Source organism: Prevotella jejuni (assembly GCF_900187995.1).
Taxonomy (GTDB): Bacteria; Bacteroidota; Bacteroidia; order Bacteroidales; family Bacteroidaceae; genus Prevotella; species Prevotella jejuni.
Map to the genome: position 1 here is coordinate 14,043 of NZ_FZNZ01000008.1, position 18,422 is coordinate 32,464.

14 protein-coding genes are annotated in these 18,422 nt (G+C 42.4%); 4 read left to right on the plus strand and 10 right to left on the minus strand.

Translation table 11 applies throughout. The annotated features are described in order from the left end of the window. The first annotated feature begins 83 nt into the window (after window positions 1–83). Window positions 84–953, plus strand: coding sequence for a hypothetical protein (locus tag CHB62_RS03915; RefSeq protein WP_089365794.1), 870 nt, complete (start codon window positions 84–86; stop codon window positions 951–953). A gap of 106 nt (window positions 954–1,059) precedes the next feature. On the opposite strand, the gene CHB62_RS03920 is transcribed toward CHB62_RS03915, so the two are convergent. The 10 genes from CHB62_RS03920 to CHB62_RS03965 all read right to left on the minus strand — a co-directional run bounded on the left by CHB62_RS03920 (window position 1,060) and on the right by CHB62_RS03965 (window position 15,856). Continuing rightward, window positions 1,060–2,979 carry a heavy metal translocating P-type ATPase gene (locus CHB62_RS03920; protein WP_089365795.1) on the minus strand — a complete coding sequence of 640 codons (1,920 nt, stop codon included), beginning with the start codon at window positions 2,977–2,979 and terminating at the stop codon, window positions 1,060–1,062. 97 nt (window positions 2,980–3,076) lie between these two features. Next, window positions 3,077–3,289, minus strand: a complete 213-nt coding sequence (locus tag CHB62_RS03925; protein ID WP_089365796.1) for a heavy-metal-associated domain-containing protein — start codon at window positions 3,287–3,289, stop codon at window positions 3,077–3,079. 855 nt (window positions 3,290–4,144) lie between these two features. After that, window positions 4,145–4,708, minus strand: a complete 564-nt coding sequence (locus CHB62_RS03930; protein ID WP_089365797.1) for an AraC family transcriptional regulator — start codon at window positions 4,706–4,708, stop codon at window positions 4,145–4,147. Next, window positions 4,705–6,069: an MATE family efflux transporter gene (locus CHB62_RS03935; protein ID WP_089365798.1), complete on the minus strand. Its 1,365-nt coding sequence runs from the start codon at window positions 6,067–6,069 to the stop codon at window positions 4,705–4,707. Before CHB62_RS03935 ends, CHB62_RS03930 begins: the two co-directional genes overlap by 4 nt. Before the next feature lie 381 nt (window positions 6,070–6,450). After that, the gene (locus tag CHB62_RS03940; protein ID WP_089365799.1) at window positions 6,451–7,575 is read right to left on the minus strand and encodes a UDP-N-acetyl glucosamine 2-epimerase; all 1,125 of its coding nucleotides are present in this window, start codon (window positions 7,573–7,575) and stop codon (window positions 6,451–6,453) included. 109 nt (window positions 7,576–7,684) lie between these two features. Then, entirely contained in the window at window positions 7,685–8,641 is a 957-nt protein-coding gene (locus tag CHB62_RS03945; protein WP_089365800.1) for an SPFH domain-containing protein, read from the minus strand. A 101-nt stretch (window positions 8,642–8,742) separates the two neighbouring features. Beyond that, on the minus strand, window positions 8,743–9,192 hold the full coding sequence (locus CHB62_RS03950) for an NfeD family protein (protein WP_089365801.1): 450 nt from the start codon (window positions 9,190–9,192) through the stop codon (window positions 8,743–8,745). A 549-nt stretch (window positions 9,193–9,741) separates the two neighbouring features. Continuing rightward, a complete protein-coding gene (locus CHB62_RS03955; protein ID WP_089365802.1) occupies window positions 9,742–10,644 on the minus strand; it encodes a M48 family metallopeptidase in 903 nt (300 codons plus the stop codon). 137 nt (window positions 10,645–10,781) lie between these two features. Then, complete coding sequence (locus CHB62_RS03960) at window positions 10,782–12,092, minus strand: MFS transporter (protein WP_089365803.1); 1,311 nt, start codon at window positions 12,090–12,092, stop codon at window positions 10,782–10,784. Window positions 12,093–12,103: 11 nt separating this feature from the next. After that, window positions 12,104–15,856, minus strand: a complete 3,753-nt coding sequence (locus CHB62_RS03965; RefSeq protein ID WP_089365804.1) for a DUF4922 domain-containing protein — start codon at window positions 15,854–15,856, stop codon at window positions 12,104–12,106. A 226-nt stretch (window positions 15,857–16,082) separates the two neighbouring features. Here CHB62_RS03965 and CHB62_RS03970 point away from each other — a divergent pair, with 226 nt between their 5' ends. The 3 genes from CHB62_RS03970 (at window position 16,083) to CHB62_RS03980 (ending at window position 18,283) form a co-directional block, all read left to right on the plus strand. After that, window positions 16,083–16,352: a hypothetical protein gene (locus CHB62_RS03970; RefSeq protein WP_089365805.1), complete on the plus strand. Its 270-nt coding sequence runs from the start codon at window positions 16,083–16,085 to the stop codon at window positions 16,350–16,352. A 145-nt stretch (window positions 16,353–16,497) separates the two neighbouring features. Further along, a complete protein-coding gene (locus CHB62_RS03975; RefSeq protein WP_089365840.1) occupies window positions 16,498–17,319 on the plus strand; it encodes a hypothetical protein in 822 nt (273 codons plus the stop codon). Between the two features lie 34 nt (window positions 17,320–17,353). Further along, complete coding sequence (locus tag CHB62_RS03980; RefSeq protein ID WP_089365806.1) at window positions 17,354–18,283, plus strand: cation diffusion facilitator family transporter; 930 nt, start codon at window positions 17,354–17,356, stop codon at window positions 18,281–18,283. The last annotated feature ends 139 nt before the right edge of the window (window positions 18,284–18,422 follow it).

Sequence of the window (18,422 nt, forward strand, 5' to 3'; positions counted from 1 at the left end):
CGTCATATCAACATCTTGAAAAAGCGCTAATTATCATTAAAAGACTTGGTGATTGGCCTTCAAATATTTATATTTGCAACCAAATGAGGAAATATAGTTTCATAATAGCGGCTATTCTCTGCATGCCTTTACATGCACAGAATACTAAAGAGAATCACAATGGGAACATTTCTACAGTGGAGCCCATCGAGTCTGCACGTCTACAAGGGCCACGTGAAGCCACTGAAGCAGAGAAGGAATATGCCAGACAAATGGCTGAAGACCGTGCACAACAGGCACAAATCGACAATAATCTACCACTTATTACAGAGAATGGACAGACCGTTACGCCAAACAACTACTATTATCCAGCTTGGGGATATGGTGTTGGACCATGGAGATTACATAAGGGTCTGAACATAAACCTTGGCGCTTCGGCCTTTGCGAGCTTTGGACATGGTAACAATCATGGTGCAGGTTTCTCACAGGACGTATCGTTGATGTATGTGACAAACCTCTCTAAGAAAGCGACCTTGGCTGTTGGAGGATATGTAAACCATCTTACCTATCGTGGCGATAACTATTTCGTTGGTGGAGTCAATGCTGTCTTTGGCTATCAGTTCAATGAACATTGGAGTGCATACGCATTTGTTCAAAAGGCCTTCACATCCAACAACTTCGGCCAAGCCTTTGGTTATGGAGCCTACGGTTCACCCTATTGGGCAGGCTACGGTGGCTTCGGCTATTCTCCTTTCGGTTATGGTTATGCATCAATGGGATACGGATACGGACCGATGGGATGGGCTTACGGCACTGGAGTAAGTCGTTACATGGACAGAATTGGTGGTGGTGTGACTTATCAATGGGGCTCTAATAATCAGAATTCAGTTTCTGTTAGCGTAGAGTTCGACCGTCTCCCAACACAAAATAATGGTTTCTATAATACCAGTCGATATGATTATCCTGTGAGATAAAGAGGTATTACAAATACATAGAAAACAAATAGAGTTTACTATTTACTATCGTTCATTGCAGAACAAGTAATTAGTAAACTCTATTTTTTATAAGCCTAAATCAGTCTTACTTCATCCATCTTAAGCGAAGACTATTAAGTACAACACTAACACTGGAGAATGCCATCAACGCACTTGCCCACGACGGAGTAATCTGCCAATCAATACCGAAAGCATACAGCAGACCGGCTGCTAATGGGATACAAACAATGTTATAGATGAAAGCCCAGAAGAGATTCTCCCAAATCATACGTACTGTATTGCGACTCAACTGTATCGCTTCTGGGATAGCTGACAAGTCATCTCCCATGAGTGTCACCTGTGCTACATCCATAGCTACGTCCGTTCCCTTGCCAATAGCAATACTTACGTCTGCCAAAGCCAAAGCTTGTGTATCGTTAATACCATCACCGACCATTGCAACTCGCTTCCCTGCGGCTTGTAGCTGTCTAACAAGATTTTCCTTGTCTTGTGGTAACACCTTACTATGATAGTGTTTTATACCAGCCTTTTCAGCCCAATAACGAGCCGCCTCATCCTTATCTCCACTCATCATATAGACCTCAATCCCCTTCTTCTGTAGCTCATCCATCGCCTCACGAGCATTAGGCTTTAATGTTTCACGCTCTTCAAAAGGAAGGTTATCAGCTTTTGTAAAATCGATATTCTTATTAGGTATGGTCAGTGTACCAGTCTTATCGGTTACCAACACATCTACCTTACGCAGACTCTCTAAGGCTGCAGCGTCCTTAATAAGGATTTGCTTCTGAGCAGCTTTACCAATACCAACCATAAGCGCAGTAGGTGTTGCCAATCCCATTGCACATGGACAAGCAATGACTAAGACGGCTACAGCTGACATAATTGCCTGTGGTAAAGCACTATTCCCTCCTATCAACCACCATAAAAGGAAGGTCGCAAGAGCAATACAAGCTACCACTGGGACAAATACTAAGGCTGCCTTATCAACGATTCGTTGGACAGGAGCCTTTGAGCCTTGTGCTTCTTGCACCATTTTAATTATGTGAGCTAAGGCGGTGTCCTCACCAACTTGACGAGCACGCATGCGGAACTTACCTTGACTTGGTATTGTTCCTGCCAACACCTTTGAGCCTTTTTTCTTCTCTGCAGGCGTTGGTTCACCCGTTATCATACTCTCATCAACGTAGGCTGCATCAGCTGTCATAAAGCTTTCTGCCCATATTACTTCACCATCCACAGGTACCTTCTCACCAGGGCGAACCTCCAAAATATCCCCAACCTCAATGGTTGAGAGTGGAACCTCCTCTATCTTGTCGCCATCAACGATATGTGCTGTCTTCGGGGCCATACCCATCATCTGACGAATAGAGGATGCCGTACCGTCTTTGGCTTTCTCTTCTAACAATCTACCAGTCAACACGAAGGTTATAATCATTACTGAAGCATCAAAGTAGGTGTGCCATACAACTCCCCTACTTGCCCATACAGCGTCTCCCCAAAACGTATTAAAAGTACTGAAGAGGAAGGCTATTCCCGTAGACAAAGCTACCAATGTATCCATGTTTGCACTGCCATGACGCAACTGTCTAAACGAAGATACATAGAACTGCCGACCGCAATAAAGCATGTTTGCCAAGGCTATCAATAATGCAACCTGATTGGTAATGTCACGTGAACCCAAGTCTATCCATCGCATAGACACACACATCACAGCTATTGAGAACAACCATGACAACACCGTCTTACGCTTTAAGAGTACATACTCACGCTTCTCTATCTCGTCTACCGATGTCTCCTTATCTATCACCAAATCGTATCCGAGTGCATTGATTTCAGCCTTCATCTTCTCAAGTGAGATTACCTGAGGATTGAAATCAATCAAGGCTGAACGACCAGGTAGCGAAACAGAAGCTGAATTAACCCCCTTGAGTGTATTCAACTTCTTCTCTATATTGGCTGAACATGCTGAACAAGCCATACCAATAACTGGAATTGTTTGTTTCATAATGATACTATTTTTATATTCCCCTTACCAGCGAAGGGGAAGGATTCTACAAATGAAAAGAGCATACATTGATGCTCTTTTGCGTATAAATAAGCTGTTACAAGCTCAGCTCATAGCGTCCGCTGTTGTCTACAGCTTCCTTTATTTCAGAAGGATTAACCTTACTTTCGTCATATTCTACTGTGACATTAGCATCTTCAAGATTAGCTTCAGCAGACACTACACCATTAAGTGTTTTTAAGGCGTTCTCAACGTTAGCTTTACAATGTACACACTTCATACCGCTTACTGCATAAACATTCTTTTTCATAAGTCTTTCCTTTCTATTAATATTATGTTGTTACTATTCTGCTTTATTCTTAACGCTTGCAAAGATACACATATATTATCTATCATCTCTTACAGAATTATGGATAAAAGTTATAACTTCTCGCATTCAGTCCATACGACTACTCATCCCATGCGGATAGATTTCTTTCAACATCTCAATACGTAAAACACTGATTCTAATATACTGTTTATTTTGAAATTTAGTTTGCTGTCATATTTAACACTTCATATAATAGACTGTAAACAAAGTAGTTAAGTACTCATAAAATATGACAGTAATGACAGCAAAGTTAGTTTCTATGAGAAAGCATTATGGTTGACTTCACTACTTAAAGTTGTTCTCTGTGGGAACGAAACTATCTTAGCATTTACATAAAACTAAGAGTAATGAGATGATTGCACGACTTTTGAAACTCATGATTGACACTTTTCCAATGTGTGATTATCCTGTTTTATAATCGCCTCATTCATAGTCTGTTTATTACTAACTACGTCTGTAAAACACTGAAACCTCTTTACAAAATTTACACAAATAATCAGGTATAAAAGAGCGAAGCATTCTACTAAATCAAGTTTATAACTCGCAAAAAATCAAACAGTTATAAACGGCGTTAAAGAAGGGCCTTAGTAAGCATCAAGAAGAGGCCTGTCAACACTCAAGAAGAGCATGTTCTCAAAGGTAGTTAGGCGTTTTCTTCAACCTTAAAGGGCATATACTGGCATTAAGAGGAGGGAAAAATATTTACAACGAACACCTTTCCATATCCTATAATAACATCTGTCAACGAACTTCACCCCAAACTACTCCCGAGAAACAGATGCTTATTTCGACTACTTAAAGCTTATCCAAAGATGTTCGAGGAATATCTTTCATCGCCTTAAACCGACTGGGTGTCATACCCGTCACCGACTTAAACTGGCTGGAAAGATAGGCCACAGAAGAGTAGTTCATACGAAGGGCTATCTGCGTCAAGGTCAACTCATCATAACGAATAAGTTCCTTCACCCGCTCTATGCGCAACTCAATATAATAGCGTTCAAGGGTTTTCCCCTCTACTTCTGAGAAGAGTTTTGAGAGGGCACTATAATCCTGATGAAGCTCTGAGGATAGGTAATCGCTAAGATTGGTTGAACTCTGATTATCACGATAACGGACAAGTCGGATTAAAGCAGACTTGATTTGCTCGATTGTCTGCTGTCGCTGGTCATCAAGAAGTTCAAAGCCAAGCTGCTCGAGGGCTGTCCGAAGCGTAGAAAGCTGGTCGGATGAAGGTTCTTTCTCAAGGTTTACCTCACCTAACTCTACCTTTGTAGGACTTAGTCCAACACGCTGCAAGGCTTGGCTAACAGCCATTTTACAGCGGTCGCATACCATATTCTTAATGTAAAGTGTACTCATACTTTTGTTTTCCTTTCTGCTGCCTCACGTGTAAACTCACGGAAGGTGTAAACGACAATAGGTACTGTAAGTGTGAAAGAGAATATGTCGCTGACTGCTTGACACATCTCAACGCCCAACAGACCGAAGTGTGCTGGGAGAATAAAGATAAGCGGAATGAAGAATAACCCTTGTCGGGCAGCAGCCAAGATATTAGCGCGCCACGGCTTACGGCAGGTTTGTGCAAGCATATTACTTGCCAAAATGAGGGAGTTAAGAGGGAAGGTACAGAGCTGCCAACGCAAGGCCACGACACCAATAGCAATCACTTTCGGATCATCACGGAAAACTCCTATAAGACTGCCACTAATGATCCAGCCAATAATACATATCACTATAAGGAAGCTCGTACCAATTATTACTGTAAACCTGTAGGCTTCCTTTAATCTATCATATAGTCCTGCACCATAGCAGAAACCGCAAACTGGCTGAAAGCCCTGCCCCAATCCGATGACAACAGCAAAGCAAAGCATTGCGATACGACCCACAATACTCATCGCTGCAATAGCCGAATCGCCATAAACACCTGCTGCTAAGTTCAATGACATAGTAGCAATACAGGCTAAGCCTTGCCTCATCATGGAAGGACTACCACCATAGAATATCTCCTTATAACGCTGTAATGAGGGTGAGAAATTGCGAAAGTGAATGGCAATATTCTCTCCTCTGCGTGTCATTAATAAAAGGATAACAAAGGACACTGCCTGTCCTATCACCGTTGCCCACGCTGCTCCGCTGACACCCAGACCGCAAGTGAAGATGAGAAGCGGGTCGAGTATCACGTTCAATATAGCTCCCGTAACAATACCAAACATGGCAAACTTGGCATTTCCCTGCAGTCGCATCTGGTTGTTCAGAGTGAGTGAAGATGTTAAGAAGGGTGCACCAAGGAGGATGACTTGCATATAGTCTTCTGTGTAAGGGAGAATGGTAGGTGTACTACCAAGCATCAAGGAGAGGGGAGTTAGGAATATCTCACCAAGGATAAGAACGATTACTCCAACAAAAAACGAACTAAAGAAGCCTGTTGATGCCATCTTTATTGCATTCTCATGACGGCGTGCTCCTAACTCACGAGAGATGTAATTGCCCGAACCATGCCCAAAGAAAAAGCCCATTGCTTGCACAAAGAACATCAGAGAGAACACGACTCCTACTGCCGCTGTAGCCTGAGTATCAATCTTACCGACAAAGAATGTATCAGCAATATTGTATAATCCTGTCACAAGCATGGAGATGATTGTCGGTATAGCCATTGTGATAATGACATGATGGACGGGTGCTTGCGTCAGATAAGTATAGTTATCTATATGTTTGTGCATAAACTTTTACTATTTAAAAGACTCATGCAAAGGTACTAAATAATTCAGAATTGAGTCTTTAATAACCATAATTATAACATCTATCAAGTGGTAATTCTAAAATAGTAAATCATAATTACAGTTCTTGACTAAGGTATGTTCTTTGAAAGAAAACAATGAAAGGGGTTATACTCAAACTGTACTTTCCGGGAATATAGCTTTTGTTTTGATATCAGATGAGTTTAAGTACGAAATCACTCATTATCCTTTTATACTGTTATCGCATAGAAACGAAAAGGACAGATAGCTTCGCCTGTCTGCCAAAGAAACAACCTTAGCAGACAACGAAACTATCTGTCCTTGTTTTAGAAGGCTAACGCTTGCCCTCTATAGATAAGATGCTTACTGACGTTCGAGCAAGATTTGGATGACACGCTCAGCCGAACGACCATCCCAACGCTCTGGTACACCACACTTCTTCCACGTTCCTGCCACCATATCAGTTAATGCAGAACGAAGCAATTCGGGGTCTTCACCAACCAAAACATTGGAGCCCACCTTTACTGTCTCTATATGTTCTGTATAGCTGTTGAGCGTGATACAGGGTACACCATTGAATGTTGCTTCCTCTGCAACATTGCCTGAATCAGTAATGATACCCTTGGCTTGGGCAGTAAGATAAGCAAACTCAAGATAACCCAATGGTTTTACGATATGGAGGTTATGGAGTTTGATGTTCTTCTTCAAGCTAAGTGCCATGATAACCTGCACTGCTGAGTCGCGAAGAGGAGCAATGATAGGGGTATCACCTGCTGTTTCACTCAACACGTGTAACATTCGTTCAAGATTGTCTTGATCAGCCAACAATGCCTTACGGTTCAATGTAAAGACAAGGTAGTTACCCTCTTTCAAAGGTAAGCCTGCCAACTCGTCAATATCCGAAAGCCTCATACCCTCAATACGCTCACGGTCATAGCGGATATTATCAATAAGAATATTACCCACCATATAAACCTTTGACAACTCTGCTCCTTCCTTGTTAGCAATGCTGTTGTTGCTAAATCCGGCTGTAAAAAGTATATCAGAAAGACCGTCAATTACCAAGCGATTGATTTCCTTAGGCATCGTTATATCAAATGAACGAGTACCAGCTGCAATATGCGCAAGGGTGATTGCCTGCTTCTTTGTCACAATAGCAGCCGCCATTGTAGAAGCAAGATCGTCCACAACGATAACCACATCAGATGGATTCTCTTGTAGATACTTCTCAAACTTAGACATCACCTGACCTGTAAGTTCATTCAAGTTCTCACATTCAACACCAAGATAAACATCTGGTCTGCGAATAGAGAGATTATCAAAGAGCTGATCTTCGAGTGTAGGATCATTCTCACTACCTGCATAAACCAATGAATATGAAACCTGATGAGGGTTGTTTCCCTCAGAAAGTCTATCGATTACCCTGATAATCGGTGCTACCTTTATGAAATTAGGACGTGCACCACAAAAGATACAAAGCTTTTTCATTTCTTGAAAGACCTACTCTATAAGACTCTATCATTCATGAGAACCTTACAGAGTAGATAGCTATATTAGTGTTTATATTTATTATTTGAAATAGAAATAACCCTTGGCTTTACTTAAACATGTCTTTAATTCCACCAATAGAACCCATCAAATTGCTTGCTTCGAATGGTAGGTAAACCGTCTTCTGATTGTTGTTCTGGGCCAGTTCAGAAAGCATCTGAATATACTTCTGAGCAATGAGATAGTTTGCTGGGTTGGTACTCTGCCCAACAGCTTCCGTTATCTTCTGAATCGCAACAGCCTCAGCCTTAGCCTTACGGATACGAGCCTCGGCCTCACCTTCAGCTATAAGAATCTGTTGTTGCTTCTTGGCTTCAGCGCGGTTGATGGCAGCCTCCTTCTCACCCTCAGACTGTAAGATAGCTGACTGCTTGTCTCCTTCACTCGTAAGGATGGCAGCACGCTTATTACGTTCAGCCTGCATCTGCTTCTCCATAGCCTCAGAAACACTTGCAGGAGGCGTAATGTCTTGTAATTCTACACGATTAACCTTAATTCCCCACTTGTTTGTTGCGTCGTCAAGTACGGCCCGCAACTTCGTATTAATCGTATCACGTGAGGTTAAAGTCTGGTCGAGTTCCATCTCACCGATAATGTTACGGAGTGTTGTCTGCGTCAACTTCTCTATAGCATTAGGCAGATTATTGATCTCATAAACGGCCTTAAAGGGGTCAATTATCTGAAAATAAAGCAGCGCATTAATCTGCATTTGAATGTTATCTTTCGTAATCACGTTCTGACGATCAAAGTCATAAACTTGCTCACGAAGGTCTATAGCGTTCGTGTAGGTGTAACGTCCGCCTCGTATAGCAACTATTACCTTTGCACGATCGATGAAAGGAATAATGATATTAACACCCGGCTGGAGCGTCGCATGATATTTACCAAGGCGCTCTATAACTCTTGTCTCACTCTGTGAGATAATAACAACAGCCATCTTGGCAAATACTAATGCCAACACAACACTGGCTATTATAACATAAACTACAATTTCGTTCATAAACATTAAAATTATTAATTCCTCACTTTAATCTACTTTTGTATATATGGAGAGAGGAACATTAGGTTAATACTTGATTTAATTCTCGTGTACAACTCGGCGTTTGTTTAACAACGCTCAACCATTGCGATAATAGAGTCAAGGCGTAAGATACGTACTCTATCACCCTGCGTAATCTCCGAGCCATCAACTGACTGTGCCTTCCAAGAGTCACCATCAATCTTCACTCTACCATATCCACCAGCCTCAATGGTATCTGTCACCTTACCTTCACGGCCTATCAAAGCCTCGGCATTACTTACTCTCTTGTCTTTTGACTGATGCAGATATTTTATCGCAGCAGGCCGCAACAAGAATATACTCAACACTGAGAAGAAAAGGAAAACAATAACTTGAGCTACAATACTGTCAGTGAATAAAGAAACAAGTGAGCCAAACATCGCCCCTACAGCGAAGCACATAATGTATAAGTCTCCATTTAATATCTCCAAGATCATACAAACAAGACTCACTAACAACCATGTTAACCACAAGTTCTGTATCAGATAATCAATCATAGATATAAAGGTTTGATTTCGTTTGTAAAGATAGTAATAAAAGCTGACTTGGTCAAATAATTCAAGAGAAAAATATCACTTAAACAGTTAGTAACCTTTTCTTTGATACGATTTCACTTACAATACTGTCTCTCAAATATATCTTCTTGCGACTGTTCCCTCATGTATCTCAGTCTTTTATAAGGACTATTAAGCACTTCGCAGCCCTATTCTACTGATATATTCGTGCTCAACTCCAATGGTGATGAGGGCTGACACCATGCAACAAGCGGTTGATGAAAGTTCAACTTGTTTATCATTAGGAAGGGAAGGGATCAACTATCTGTAAGCAACACATAGCTAAATAGGTACTAAATTACTCAAAGTTAACACAATAGACTTTGTCTATAAGAAGAGATACATGGGTTGGCACGCTATCTAAAGACCATCAATTTAGAACATTAACTCGCTCAAACAGATACATATTAACCAAAAGATTACGGCTATCTGTTTACGTTCTTGAACGAAAACAGATAGCCGTAAGGATATTAAAGTTGGTAGTCAATCAACTTACCGACGCTTGTTTGAGCGATTGGAAGACGAAGAACTGCCAATATGCAATGTATTTGTTGACTGTGAATAACCAGTTGAAGAGACTCGATTAGCACCTGCTCCATGGTAGTACTTCTCAGCTTCTGGTAACCATCTCTTGATGTTCTCGATACGACGAGCATCTGATGGGTGGTCGCTTAATATCTCTGAACGACTGCTGTTAGTCGCTGAGGCCATACGCTGCCAGAAGCTTACAGCATTCGCAGGGTCGTATCCTGCCATCGCAGCAAAGATGAGTCCCATGTAATCAGCTTCACTTTCATTATCACGACTGTACTTCAAGTTACGGAAAGAAAAGTATCCCCCAGCTACCTGTGAGGCTATGTCACCGACTCCACTACCAACGGCAGAGTTCAAGACAGTGCCTAAGATACTCGTTCCCATCTGTTGGTTCATTTGCTTTGTTATCTGTTCTGCACTGTGTTTAGCCACGGCATGCGCAATCTCATGGCCTAACACGATAGCCAAACTTGCTTCATTCTGCGTGTAAGGGAGCAGACCTTCATAGACAACAATCTTACCTCCAGGCATACAAAAGGCATTTGCCTGTTTATCCTGAACCAGATTAAACTCCCATTTGAAGTTATTTATCTCATTCGCATAGCCATTATTGCGTAAATAAGTCTCTACTGCATTAGCAAGATTGCGCCCTACACGCTGAACCATAGCCGTATTCTTTGCATCAGTAGACCTCTTTGCTGATGCCATAAACTTCGCATATTCCTGATTACTAAGACTAAGAAGCTGTGCATCGGAAATACTAAGACGATGTGTACGGTTCGTCAAAGGAACCTTTGAGGCCGTTCCACAAGCTGTCATCAAAGCAACAATAGCTGCCATTAAAAAATACTTAACCTTCATACAATTTACTCTTTTTTATAACAATCTGTACTGCGAAAGTACAATAAATTTCGTGAGGAACAAATAAAATCATTACTTTTTTGTAAAGGTTAACGGCTAAATACAAACCATAATAACCCTCTCATATTAGGTAAGACCTATCCTTTACGCTTCCCTACCTCCTCCGTTACAGGTATAAAACAGGTCACGATAAGACTGATAACACCCAGCAGTGCTACCTGAAGGAAGAACAAGCGATAGCCAACATACTCTTGTAAAAAGCCTGTAAACCACCCTGTCATCACCCAGGAGAAGGCAGTTATGGCCGTACCTATCGAGTAAGTAAAGATAGAATGTTCACCTTTTGTACAATGCGTAAGCCAAACGACGTAAACAATCAAGCCAAGTCCTGTTCCGAACTGTTCGATAATCATACAAATATTGATGATTGACAGCGTAGAAACAAAGTAATAGCTAAGATAGACAAAGACAAACTTTGGTAAGGTTAAAGCGACAACGAATAACCATAACCAGCGTTTCAGGCCATCCCGACGAACCAGTCCTATTCCGAAGATACAGCCTGCTATCAACGAGAACGTCCCTATCGTCCCCGAGACTAAGCCTAACTCCTGTGGCGAGAGGGCTAATCCACCGTTGCTACCTGGGTCTATCAAGAAGAGAGGAGCTATCCTAAAGAACATTCCTTCTGGGATAAGGAAGCAGAAAAGGAAGCACAGGCTTGCCACATAATGGGGACGACGAACAAAGGCAGACTTGACGTCATGCCACCATTGACGCGTCACACCAGTCCATATAGGGAGGTTTGCATGCAGACTATCCTTGGGAAGGATGAAGATATGGAACACCATCAAAGAAGCGACAACAGCAGACAGCACCCAATAGATCCTTGCCCATGAAGGTGCTATAGTCCTATTAATCACTTCTAAATTACCCGCTATTGTTATCGGGATAGCCATTCCTATAATAAGAGACAACAGCATATAAGAGATAGCTCGTACTCCAAAGAACCCTGGACGATGGTATAAAGCAGCCTCACGCTTATAGAGTCGTTCGACAGCAACGTCATGTAAGGCAGCCACAGTGGCTATTATCATCAAGAAGAAGACGGTCCATTCAAACCAATTAGCAGAGGTTGCGACAAGTGCTAAACCTCCAAGACTTATTGTCATAACAAACTCTGCGAGGATTATCCACGTATATCTACTCCAATAGCCCACGACGAGTCGTGCCAGTAACGGACGTAGAATAAATGGAAGAAGGAACCATGACGAAGTAAGTGTTATCGCTCCATTCGACAAACCCATACGATTGAAATAAACCAAGGAAGTCATCAATAAGATAACGTATGGTAGTCCTCGTGTCAGATAAAGCGTAGGCAGCCAAAGCCAATGGCTACGCCACCGACTCATAATAGGTATCCCATTGATAATCTTCTGGTCGTCACGCATGATGCTATTCGCTATTTGTATTGTGCTTCAATCGCTGCATTTTGATAATAATGGTGGAGGATTTCGTCATATTGATAGCCTTTCTCGCCCATTACAGCAGCACCTATCTGACACAAGCCAACACCATGTCCCCATCCTGCACCCACAAGATGGAAGTGTTGTGGGACGTTATTCACCACCTCACTGCGTTCTACCACGAAAGCAGAACTGTAGAGATGGCTCTCACTTAACGTGCGTCTTATCTCTAATTCCTTACCGATAATACGTGTGAACTTTGTTCCTACAATCTTCAAACGCGTGATACGACCACTCTTACCACGCTCCAAAGGTTGGAGGTCAATAATCTCTCCGAAATCAAGACCACTCTTACGACGGATTAGTTCAGCAAGTTCTGACTGCTTGAAGTCTACTGTCCAGCGATAAAAGTCTTGTGTTTCTTGGTCATAGTTATTAAGCACCTGACCCAAGACTGCCGCATCCTTTGTATTACAGAAAGCCTCTGGAGACGACAGAATCCACTCCTGTGCCGTCTTCTCATCAGTGAGATCAATCGTAGGGGCTGTTCCCAAAGGTGCATTATCTACTACAGAGAGCAGGTAGGGCTTATGAGTATTATCCCAACAGTACTCATATTCCTCCGAAACACCTCCACAACACTTACTAAAACGAGCATCGCAGATTTCCTTTCCATTCATCAACAACTGTCCACGTGTTGCCTTTATTGCCTCTTCAACATGTGGGCTCGTTGCCTTCGTAATACCCTGATAACGTTGACAATGGTCGTCAGCACAGACATCAAACAAGGTATGTGCATCGCTATCATACCATACCACGCCTTCTTCATCCGACACTTTTACAGGTGCAGATGCTGTCTGAATACCCAGTTCAATGGCTTTTCGTCTTCTCATCTGTACCAAAAGCCAACTGCGAGAGATAACAGCATGTGCCTTCAAAAGCTCTAATGAAGAGGTAGCACTCATCTCACTTGAGATAACACTTGCTAAATAACGTTCTACAGGTAGTTCATTAATAGCCCAGAGCTTATCTCCATCGACAACAAAACGTAGCTTTCCGAGGAAGGTTTGTGCCTCTTTGCGCTCCCAATGGAAGTCTACTCCGATAGTAACATCCTCCAAAGTAAAGGATATTTCATCATTTTTCGGGGTGAAGCAAAGTTCTTGATAGACCGTAGAATTCCACAGAATCTGTCCGTCTTTGAACTTTACAATCTGCTTACCAGTCACCTCTTTGTTTCCTATTGTGTAAGTACCATTCAGATGGAAACGTATTTCGTCGCCGCTAACGATACCTACCGAAACTATAGGTTCGTGCTTCCAATCATCGAAAACGAGGTCAACCGCCTTATTGCGAAGACGTTTCACAACATCTTTCATTGCCTCATCTGATAGTGAAACCTCACGTAAAATTGCTTTGGCAAGCCTTGCTGTCATCCCTTCGAAGTCGCTCTGACGAGGCAATATCATCAACCCTGCCATATCCAAGCTACCCGGACTGACCAGACACTGTGCCTCTCCTTCTGCTGAATAGCAATCAGGGCGATGCTTCTCACGTGGGAACACAACTGAAATAAACGCCTCCCCATTACGCCATGCCACGATATTCATCATCGGCTCGGTCTCATCTTCCTTTAATGGAAGTGCTTCATATAAACGACTGAATAGCTCAACATCGTGCTTCTCTGTATGACTCACGATAGCTAAAGCCGGACAGATATAGTCTTTTATCTCGTAGATTCCCTCCCCATCGTTCATCTTCAAGAGTGGAACAGAGGTCTCGTAAAGCCGCTGCCAGTCACGTTGTAAAGGAAGAATACCACTTGTTCCTGCCTGAAAGTGGAGATGATCAGGTGCACTCGCCCCACACTTCGGACCATTATAGAACACCATCAGCTGTGGATAAGCTCTTAGCAAGCGATGTATCTGTACGTAATTATCCGCTATTGCCTGCTGTTGATGATGACGAGAAGGTATCGTAAAATGTACTGGAAGGATTGGGAAGGGATTGACAAGGATATCGAAATCATTCCCAAAAGGCAGAACAATCTGTTCTTTTGGACGATTCTTCTCACAAAGGAAGCAAGGACGCTTAGCCAGCGTAGCCTTATCAATCTTCGCCCCTGTACTTACCAAGCGTGCAGGATTGAATTGCGCAAGGGCTGAACCCACCTCACGCGTCTGCACACCCACCAACTCTTCAAAACGTTTTGCAACGTCTTTCCATTGGTTCAGCTGGTTATGAAAAAAATCAGTTAGCCCTTTCTCTCTGTCTCTATTCTGCTTTTGACGTGCAAGAATCTCAACTGTACGAAGCTGATCTTTATAATGATTGTTGGCATTAACCTTATCAATGCTCAGTACAGCATCACTATTTCCACCCCAACGACGGCAGAGATAAAGCTCATCGTATATCCTTCCAATACGAAAACGACGACTAAAAGCCAAGCCCATCGCATAGTCTTCACCATAACTTGTATTAGGGAACTGATGCTGACGAACCAGAGGAGTGAAGAAAGCACGTGGTGCACCGAGCCCATTAATACGTAGGGCGTTGTTGCAACCATTATCTTCTGTCCACTCATTATGGCTTATCAAGCCCGGTGGAAGGGTATTAAGATCGAAGTCACACATACGATAAGAACCTACAATCATTGCAGCCTTCTGCTCGTGGAAAGCATTGACAATGGTCTGCAAAGTATTTTCTGAGGAATAAAGATCGTCACTATCCAACTGAACAGCAAAGCGACCGCAATGCACATCATTGATAGCATAGTTCCAACAGCCACCTATACCAAGATCAGTACGTGTAGGAATAAGATGTACAAGACGCTCATCAGCAGCCAAAGAAGAGAGAATCTCAGTCGTTCCGTCTGTCGAATGGTTGTCGACAACGATGACATTAAAAGGAAAGTCTGTATTCTGTGAGAGGGCTGATACAACCGCATCGCGTACTGTCTTCTCACGATTAAAGACAGGAATCACCACCGAAGCCTCCACTGGGAAAGCCTCAGCAGAGAAGTCTGGCTGTGCATATTGCGTTGTATCTACCAAGGCATTGATAGCTGACAGGTGTGCTGTTGCAGCCTGTTCCATCTCAATTTGCACCTCTCGGTTGCGTGGATTCACATAATCAAACTGCTTCTCGCCACTTGCACGTAGGTCGTCTTCCTCCTCCGTATAGAGATATTCATTCAGATGGAAAAGTTCTCCCTTACGGCTTAAGAACAGACGAAGAGCATACCAACCAGCATACTGATAATCTCTTGCAATCTCTTTCTTTGCTTCAAACTCTTTCAGGTAGTCAGTCTTAAGAAGTACTACAGAGCCAAAGTCGAAGTCATCACGGATGCTACCCAACTGATAAGCTGTAACGGGATGTTTGACCGTCTTGCCAGCTTCCACTGAGTAATGGTCAGCATAAACCATTGCTGCTTCAGTCTCCTCGGCCACCTGCAGCATACGTTCCAGGGCATGATAACCTAACGTGACAGGCCCCTGTTTCAAATAAAACAGGGCATAATCGGCTGTTGCAATTGCTGCTATAAGGCGCATAGTGGCAAGGGAAAGCAAGCTGCCTGCCTGCAGGTGATGGGTGTACTGAGACAGTACCTCAGTAGGTGGGACATCGGCAGCTAACGTGTATATACTCTTCACTACACCTGACTCGTGCAACTGTGCAGCGAGCAACTGCGTTATTGCAGCTGTACTATACGGTAGAAAGCAATCTATCTGTTTCTTCTTTTCCATCTAAAATGTGTTCTTTTATCTACTTGCAAAGATACTATAAAATCCCGTCTTACGCATGAAGTTTATGAAGAAAACGCCTCACTACGAATTCTTTTCATGAAAAAAAATATTTTTCTTCACGTAAATAAATATTTCTTTTCATGAAAATAATTTGAAAGCGGTGGTCATACTGAACTTTTTCCGTAACTTTGTACACAGATAAAAGACATTAGAAGATAGTAAAAAGATGGAGAAAGAAAATCATATAGACCGTGCACTGGCATTCATGGAAAGCCTTGAAAGACTTAGTGCACAGCTCAAGAAGGCTGATGAACAGCAGAAACTAATGCTGCAACAGATGCTGACAAAAAGCCAGAACAACGAAACAAATACGGATGAATACCGCGAACTGGAGCAAAGAAGCAAGGACCTTCAAGCTATGATTAACAAGTGGCGCCCTATCTATGAGGACCGTCTGAAAATGGTGAAGGAGGCACAGAAGGCTGCAAAGAAGTAAGGCAGACAGTAGAAGAACAAGACTTGAACAAGCTTATTTCTCGCTATAAAAGAGAAGTATGTGTCCCTTACTACTACTCACTATCTCCTATTCAAGATTGCAGAACTCCGCATATACAAACAAACTCCCTAACTATCAAGAACAAATGAAGAAAGACTTATACAAAGACATCAGACTGTTCTTACTGGCTATCATGGCTGTTAGTTTGTTTTTCTCATGTTCGTCTGTTCCTTCTGGAATAGCCGAAGAGATAACTTATCACGGAGAACAACTGCATCGTTACCTGACGATTATCAAAGACGTAACAACAAATCCGGAGAGGAGTAAGGATACACTCACCTATTATTGTAACCAAAAAGGACAGCTCATCATAGAGCGTGTGGGTACAGATAGCTTGCAGGATTACACCTACTCCTATGCTGGTGATACCATTCACATTCATAAGACGCATATTAAAGACCAGTTAGACGAACTCCTCGATGGCTATTACATAGTTAAGAACGGACTTATCGTAGAAGCGAATAACACTCCTAGCTACTACACATACACCTACGATAATAAGAGAAGACTCATTTGTCGTGACACACCGAACGTTATCTGTGGGAGAACAACCTATAACTTCCAATGGAAAGGAGAGAAGATGTTTCCTTATAAACCATTTAATATCACCTACAGAGAGACTGGAGAGAAGGCTGCCTACCACAACTTTTATTTCTTGTGGATGTATGGTAGTGGCATAAGGATACCCATCCCCTTCATCACCTTAGGCTATATGGGTGTTATTCCGAAAGGAGATATTAGCAGCTATAGCTCCAATTCAGGAAATAAAGACTTCGATTTCAAGGCACAACTGACAACGGAGTATGATAAGGAAGGACGTCCCACCCGCATTGAAGAAACGGTGACAACACTAAATAAGAATAACAAACAGGAAAGTGGTAAGTACGTTACAGAATACATTTGGTAGATAAATACCAGTATAGAAAAGCTTAAAACAAGATATGGAAAAGGAAAAGAAAAGTGAAGGAATGATGAGTGTTATTGCAGCGTTAGGTGCAAACATCTTAGTGGCTGTGTCTAAGTTTATTGGTTTTGCAGTGTCTGGTTCAGCCGCTATGTTGAATGAGTCAATCCATAGTATCGTAGATTGTGGCAATGAAATACTACTGTTAGTAGGCAACCGACAGTCAACAGCGAAGATATCAGATAAACATCCGTTCGGACAAGCACGTGCTAAGTACTTCTATAGTTTGGTTGTTGCAATGATGTTGTTCTTTGCCGGTGGTGCCTTAGGTATAATGGAAGCAACAGAGAAACTGTTTCATCCAGAACATAGCATGGAGAACACATGGCTCGTCATTGGTATTCTGGCCTTCGGACTCTTAGTAGAAACTGTCAGTCTTAGGGTTGCCTTCAAGGAGATTAAGGAACTGAACAAGGACAATCTATCGCTTTATCGTTTCTTGCGAGAGAGCCGTCACAGTGAAATACTTATCATCTTTGCAGAAGACAGTTGCGCTGTTGTTGGTCTGCTGATAGCCTTAGGAGGTACACTTCTGACCCACCTCACAGGTAATCCCTTCTATGATGCCCTATCGGGTGTACTGATTGGTGTACTCCTCTGTGCCGCTGCGCTCTTCCTCGCACGTGAGTTCTACAGTCTTCTTATCGGTGAGAGTGTTACAGAAAAGGACCTAACACGTATCAAGGAGGCCTTCAACAGAAATGAAATAGACCGTCTCATCAATGTCAAGACTATCCATCTCGGTCCTACAGACATCCTCGTCACGGCAAAGATTGACGTCAAGACTGAATACGACGCACAATCCTCTGAATTGATTAATGACATTGAGAAGAATATGCGTGCAGCCTTCCCAGAATACAAGATTTATATCTATATTGAAACAGATAAATATAAAGAGGATTATTAAAGACCTCTCCTCCGGGGCCTCTCCGAGATAGAGAGGAGTACTGGATAAGGTTATCAACCTACTCTACGACTACCTACTAATGATAAAGATATCTGCGATAGGGTAAGTATAAGAATTGGGATAGATAAGACGCTATACC

Bases quoted from the DNA above. Each gene is read 5' to 3' on its own strand.
- CHB62_RS03960 (WP_089365803.1), bottom strand. From the start codon at position 12,092: ATGCGTGACGACCAGAAGATTATCAATGGGATACCTATTATGAGTCGG.
- CHB62_RS03980 (WP_089365806.1), top strand. From the start codon at position 17,354: ATGGAAAAGGAAAAGAAAAGTGAAGGAATGATGAGTGTTATTGCAGCG.
- CHB62_RS03970 (WP_089365805.1), top strand. From the start codon at position 16,083: ATGGAGAAAGAAAATCATATAGACCGTGCACTGGCATTCATGGAAAGC.
- CHB62_RS03920 (WP_089365795.1), bottom strand. From the start codon at position 2,979: ATGAAACAAACAATTCCAGTTATTGGTATGGCTTGTTCAGCATGTTCA.
- CHB62_RS03945 (WP_089365800.1), bottom strand. From the start codon at position 8,641: ATGTTTATGAACGAAATTGTAGTTTATGTTATAATAGCCAGTGTTGTG.
- CHB62_RS03940 (WP_089365799.1), bottom strand. From the start codon at position 7,575: ATGAAAAAGCTTTGTATCTTTTGTGGTGCACGTCCTAATTTCATAAAG.
- CHB62_RS03915 (WP_089365794.1), top strand. From the start codon at position 84: ATGAGGAAATATAGTTTCATAATAGCGGCTATTCTCTGCATGCCTTTA.
- CHB62_RS03930 (WP_089365797.1), bottom strand. From the start codon at position 4,708: ATGAGTACACTTTACATTAAGAATATGGTATGCGACCGCTGTAAAATG.
- CHB62_RS03925 (WP_089365796.1), bottom strand. From the start codon at position 3,289: ATGAAAAAGAATGTTTATGCAGTAAGCGGTATGAAGTGTGTACATTGT.
- CHB62_RS03965 (WP_089365804.1), bottom strand. From the start codon at position 15,856: ATGGAAAAGAAGAAACAGATAGATTGCTTTCTACCGTATAGTACAGCT.
- CHB62_RS03950 (WP_089365801.1), bottom strand. From the start codon at position 9,192: ATGATTGATTATCTGATACAGAACTTGTGGTTAACATGGTTGTTAGTG.
- CHB62_RS03935 (WP_089365798.1), bottom strand. From the start codon at position 6,069: ATGCACAAACATATAGATAACTATACTTATCTGACGCAAGCACCCGTC.
- CHB62_RS03955 (WP_089365802.1), bottom strand. From the start codon at position 10,644: ATGAAGGTTAAGTATTTTTTAATGGCAGCTATTGTTGCTTTGATGACA.
- CHB62_RS03975 (WP_089365840.1), top strand. From the start codon at position 16,498: ATGAAGAAAGACTTATACAAAGACATCAGACTGTTCTTACTGGCTATC.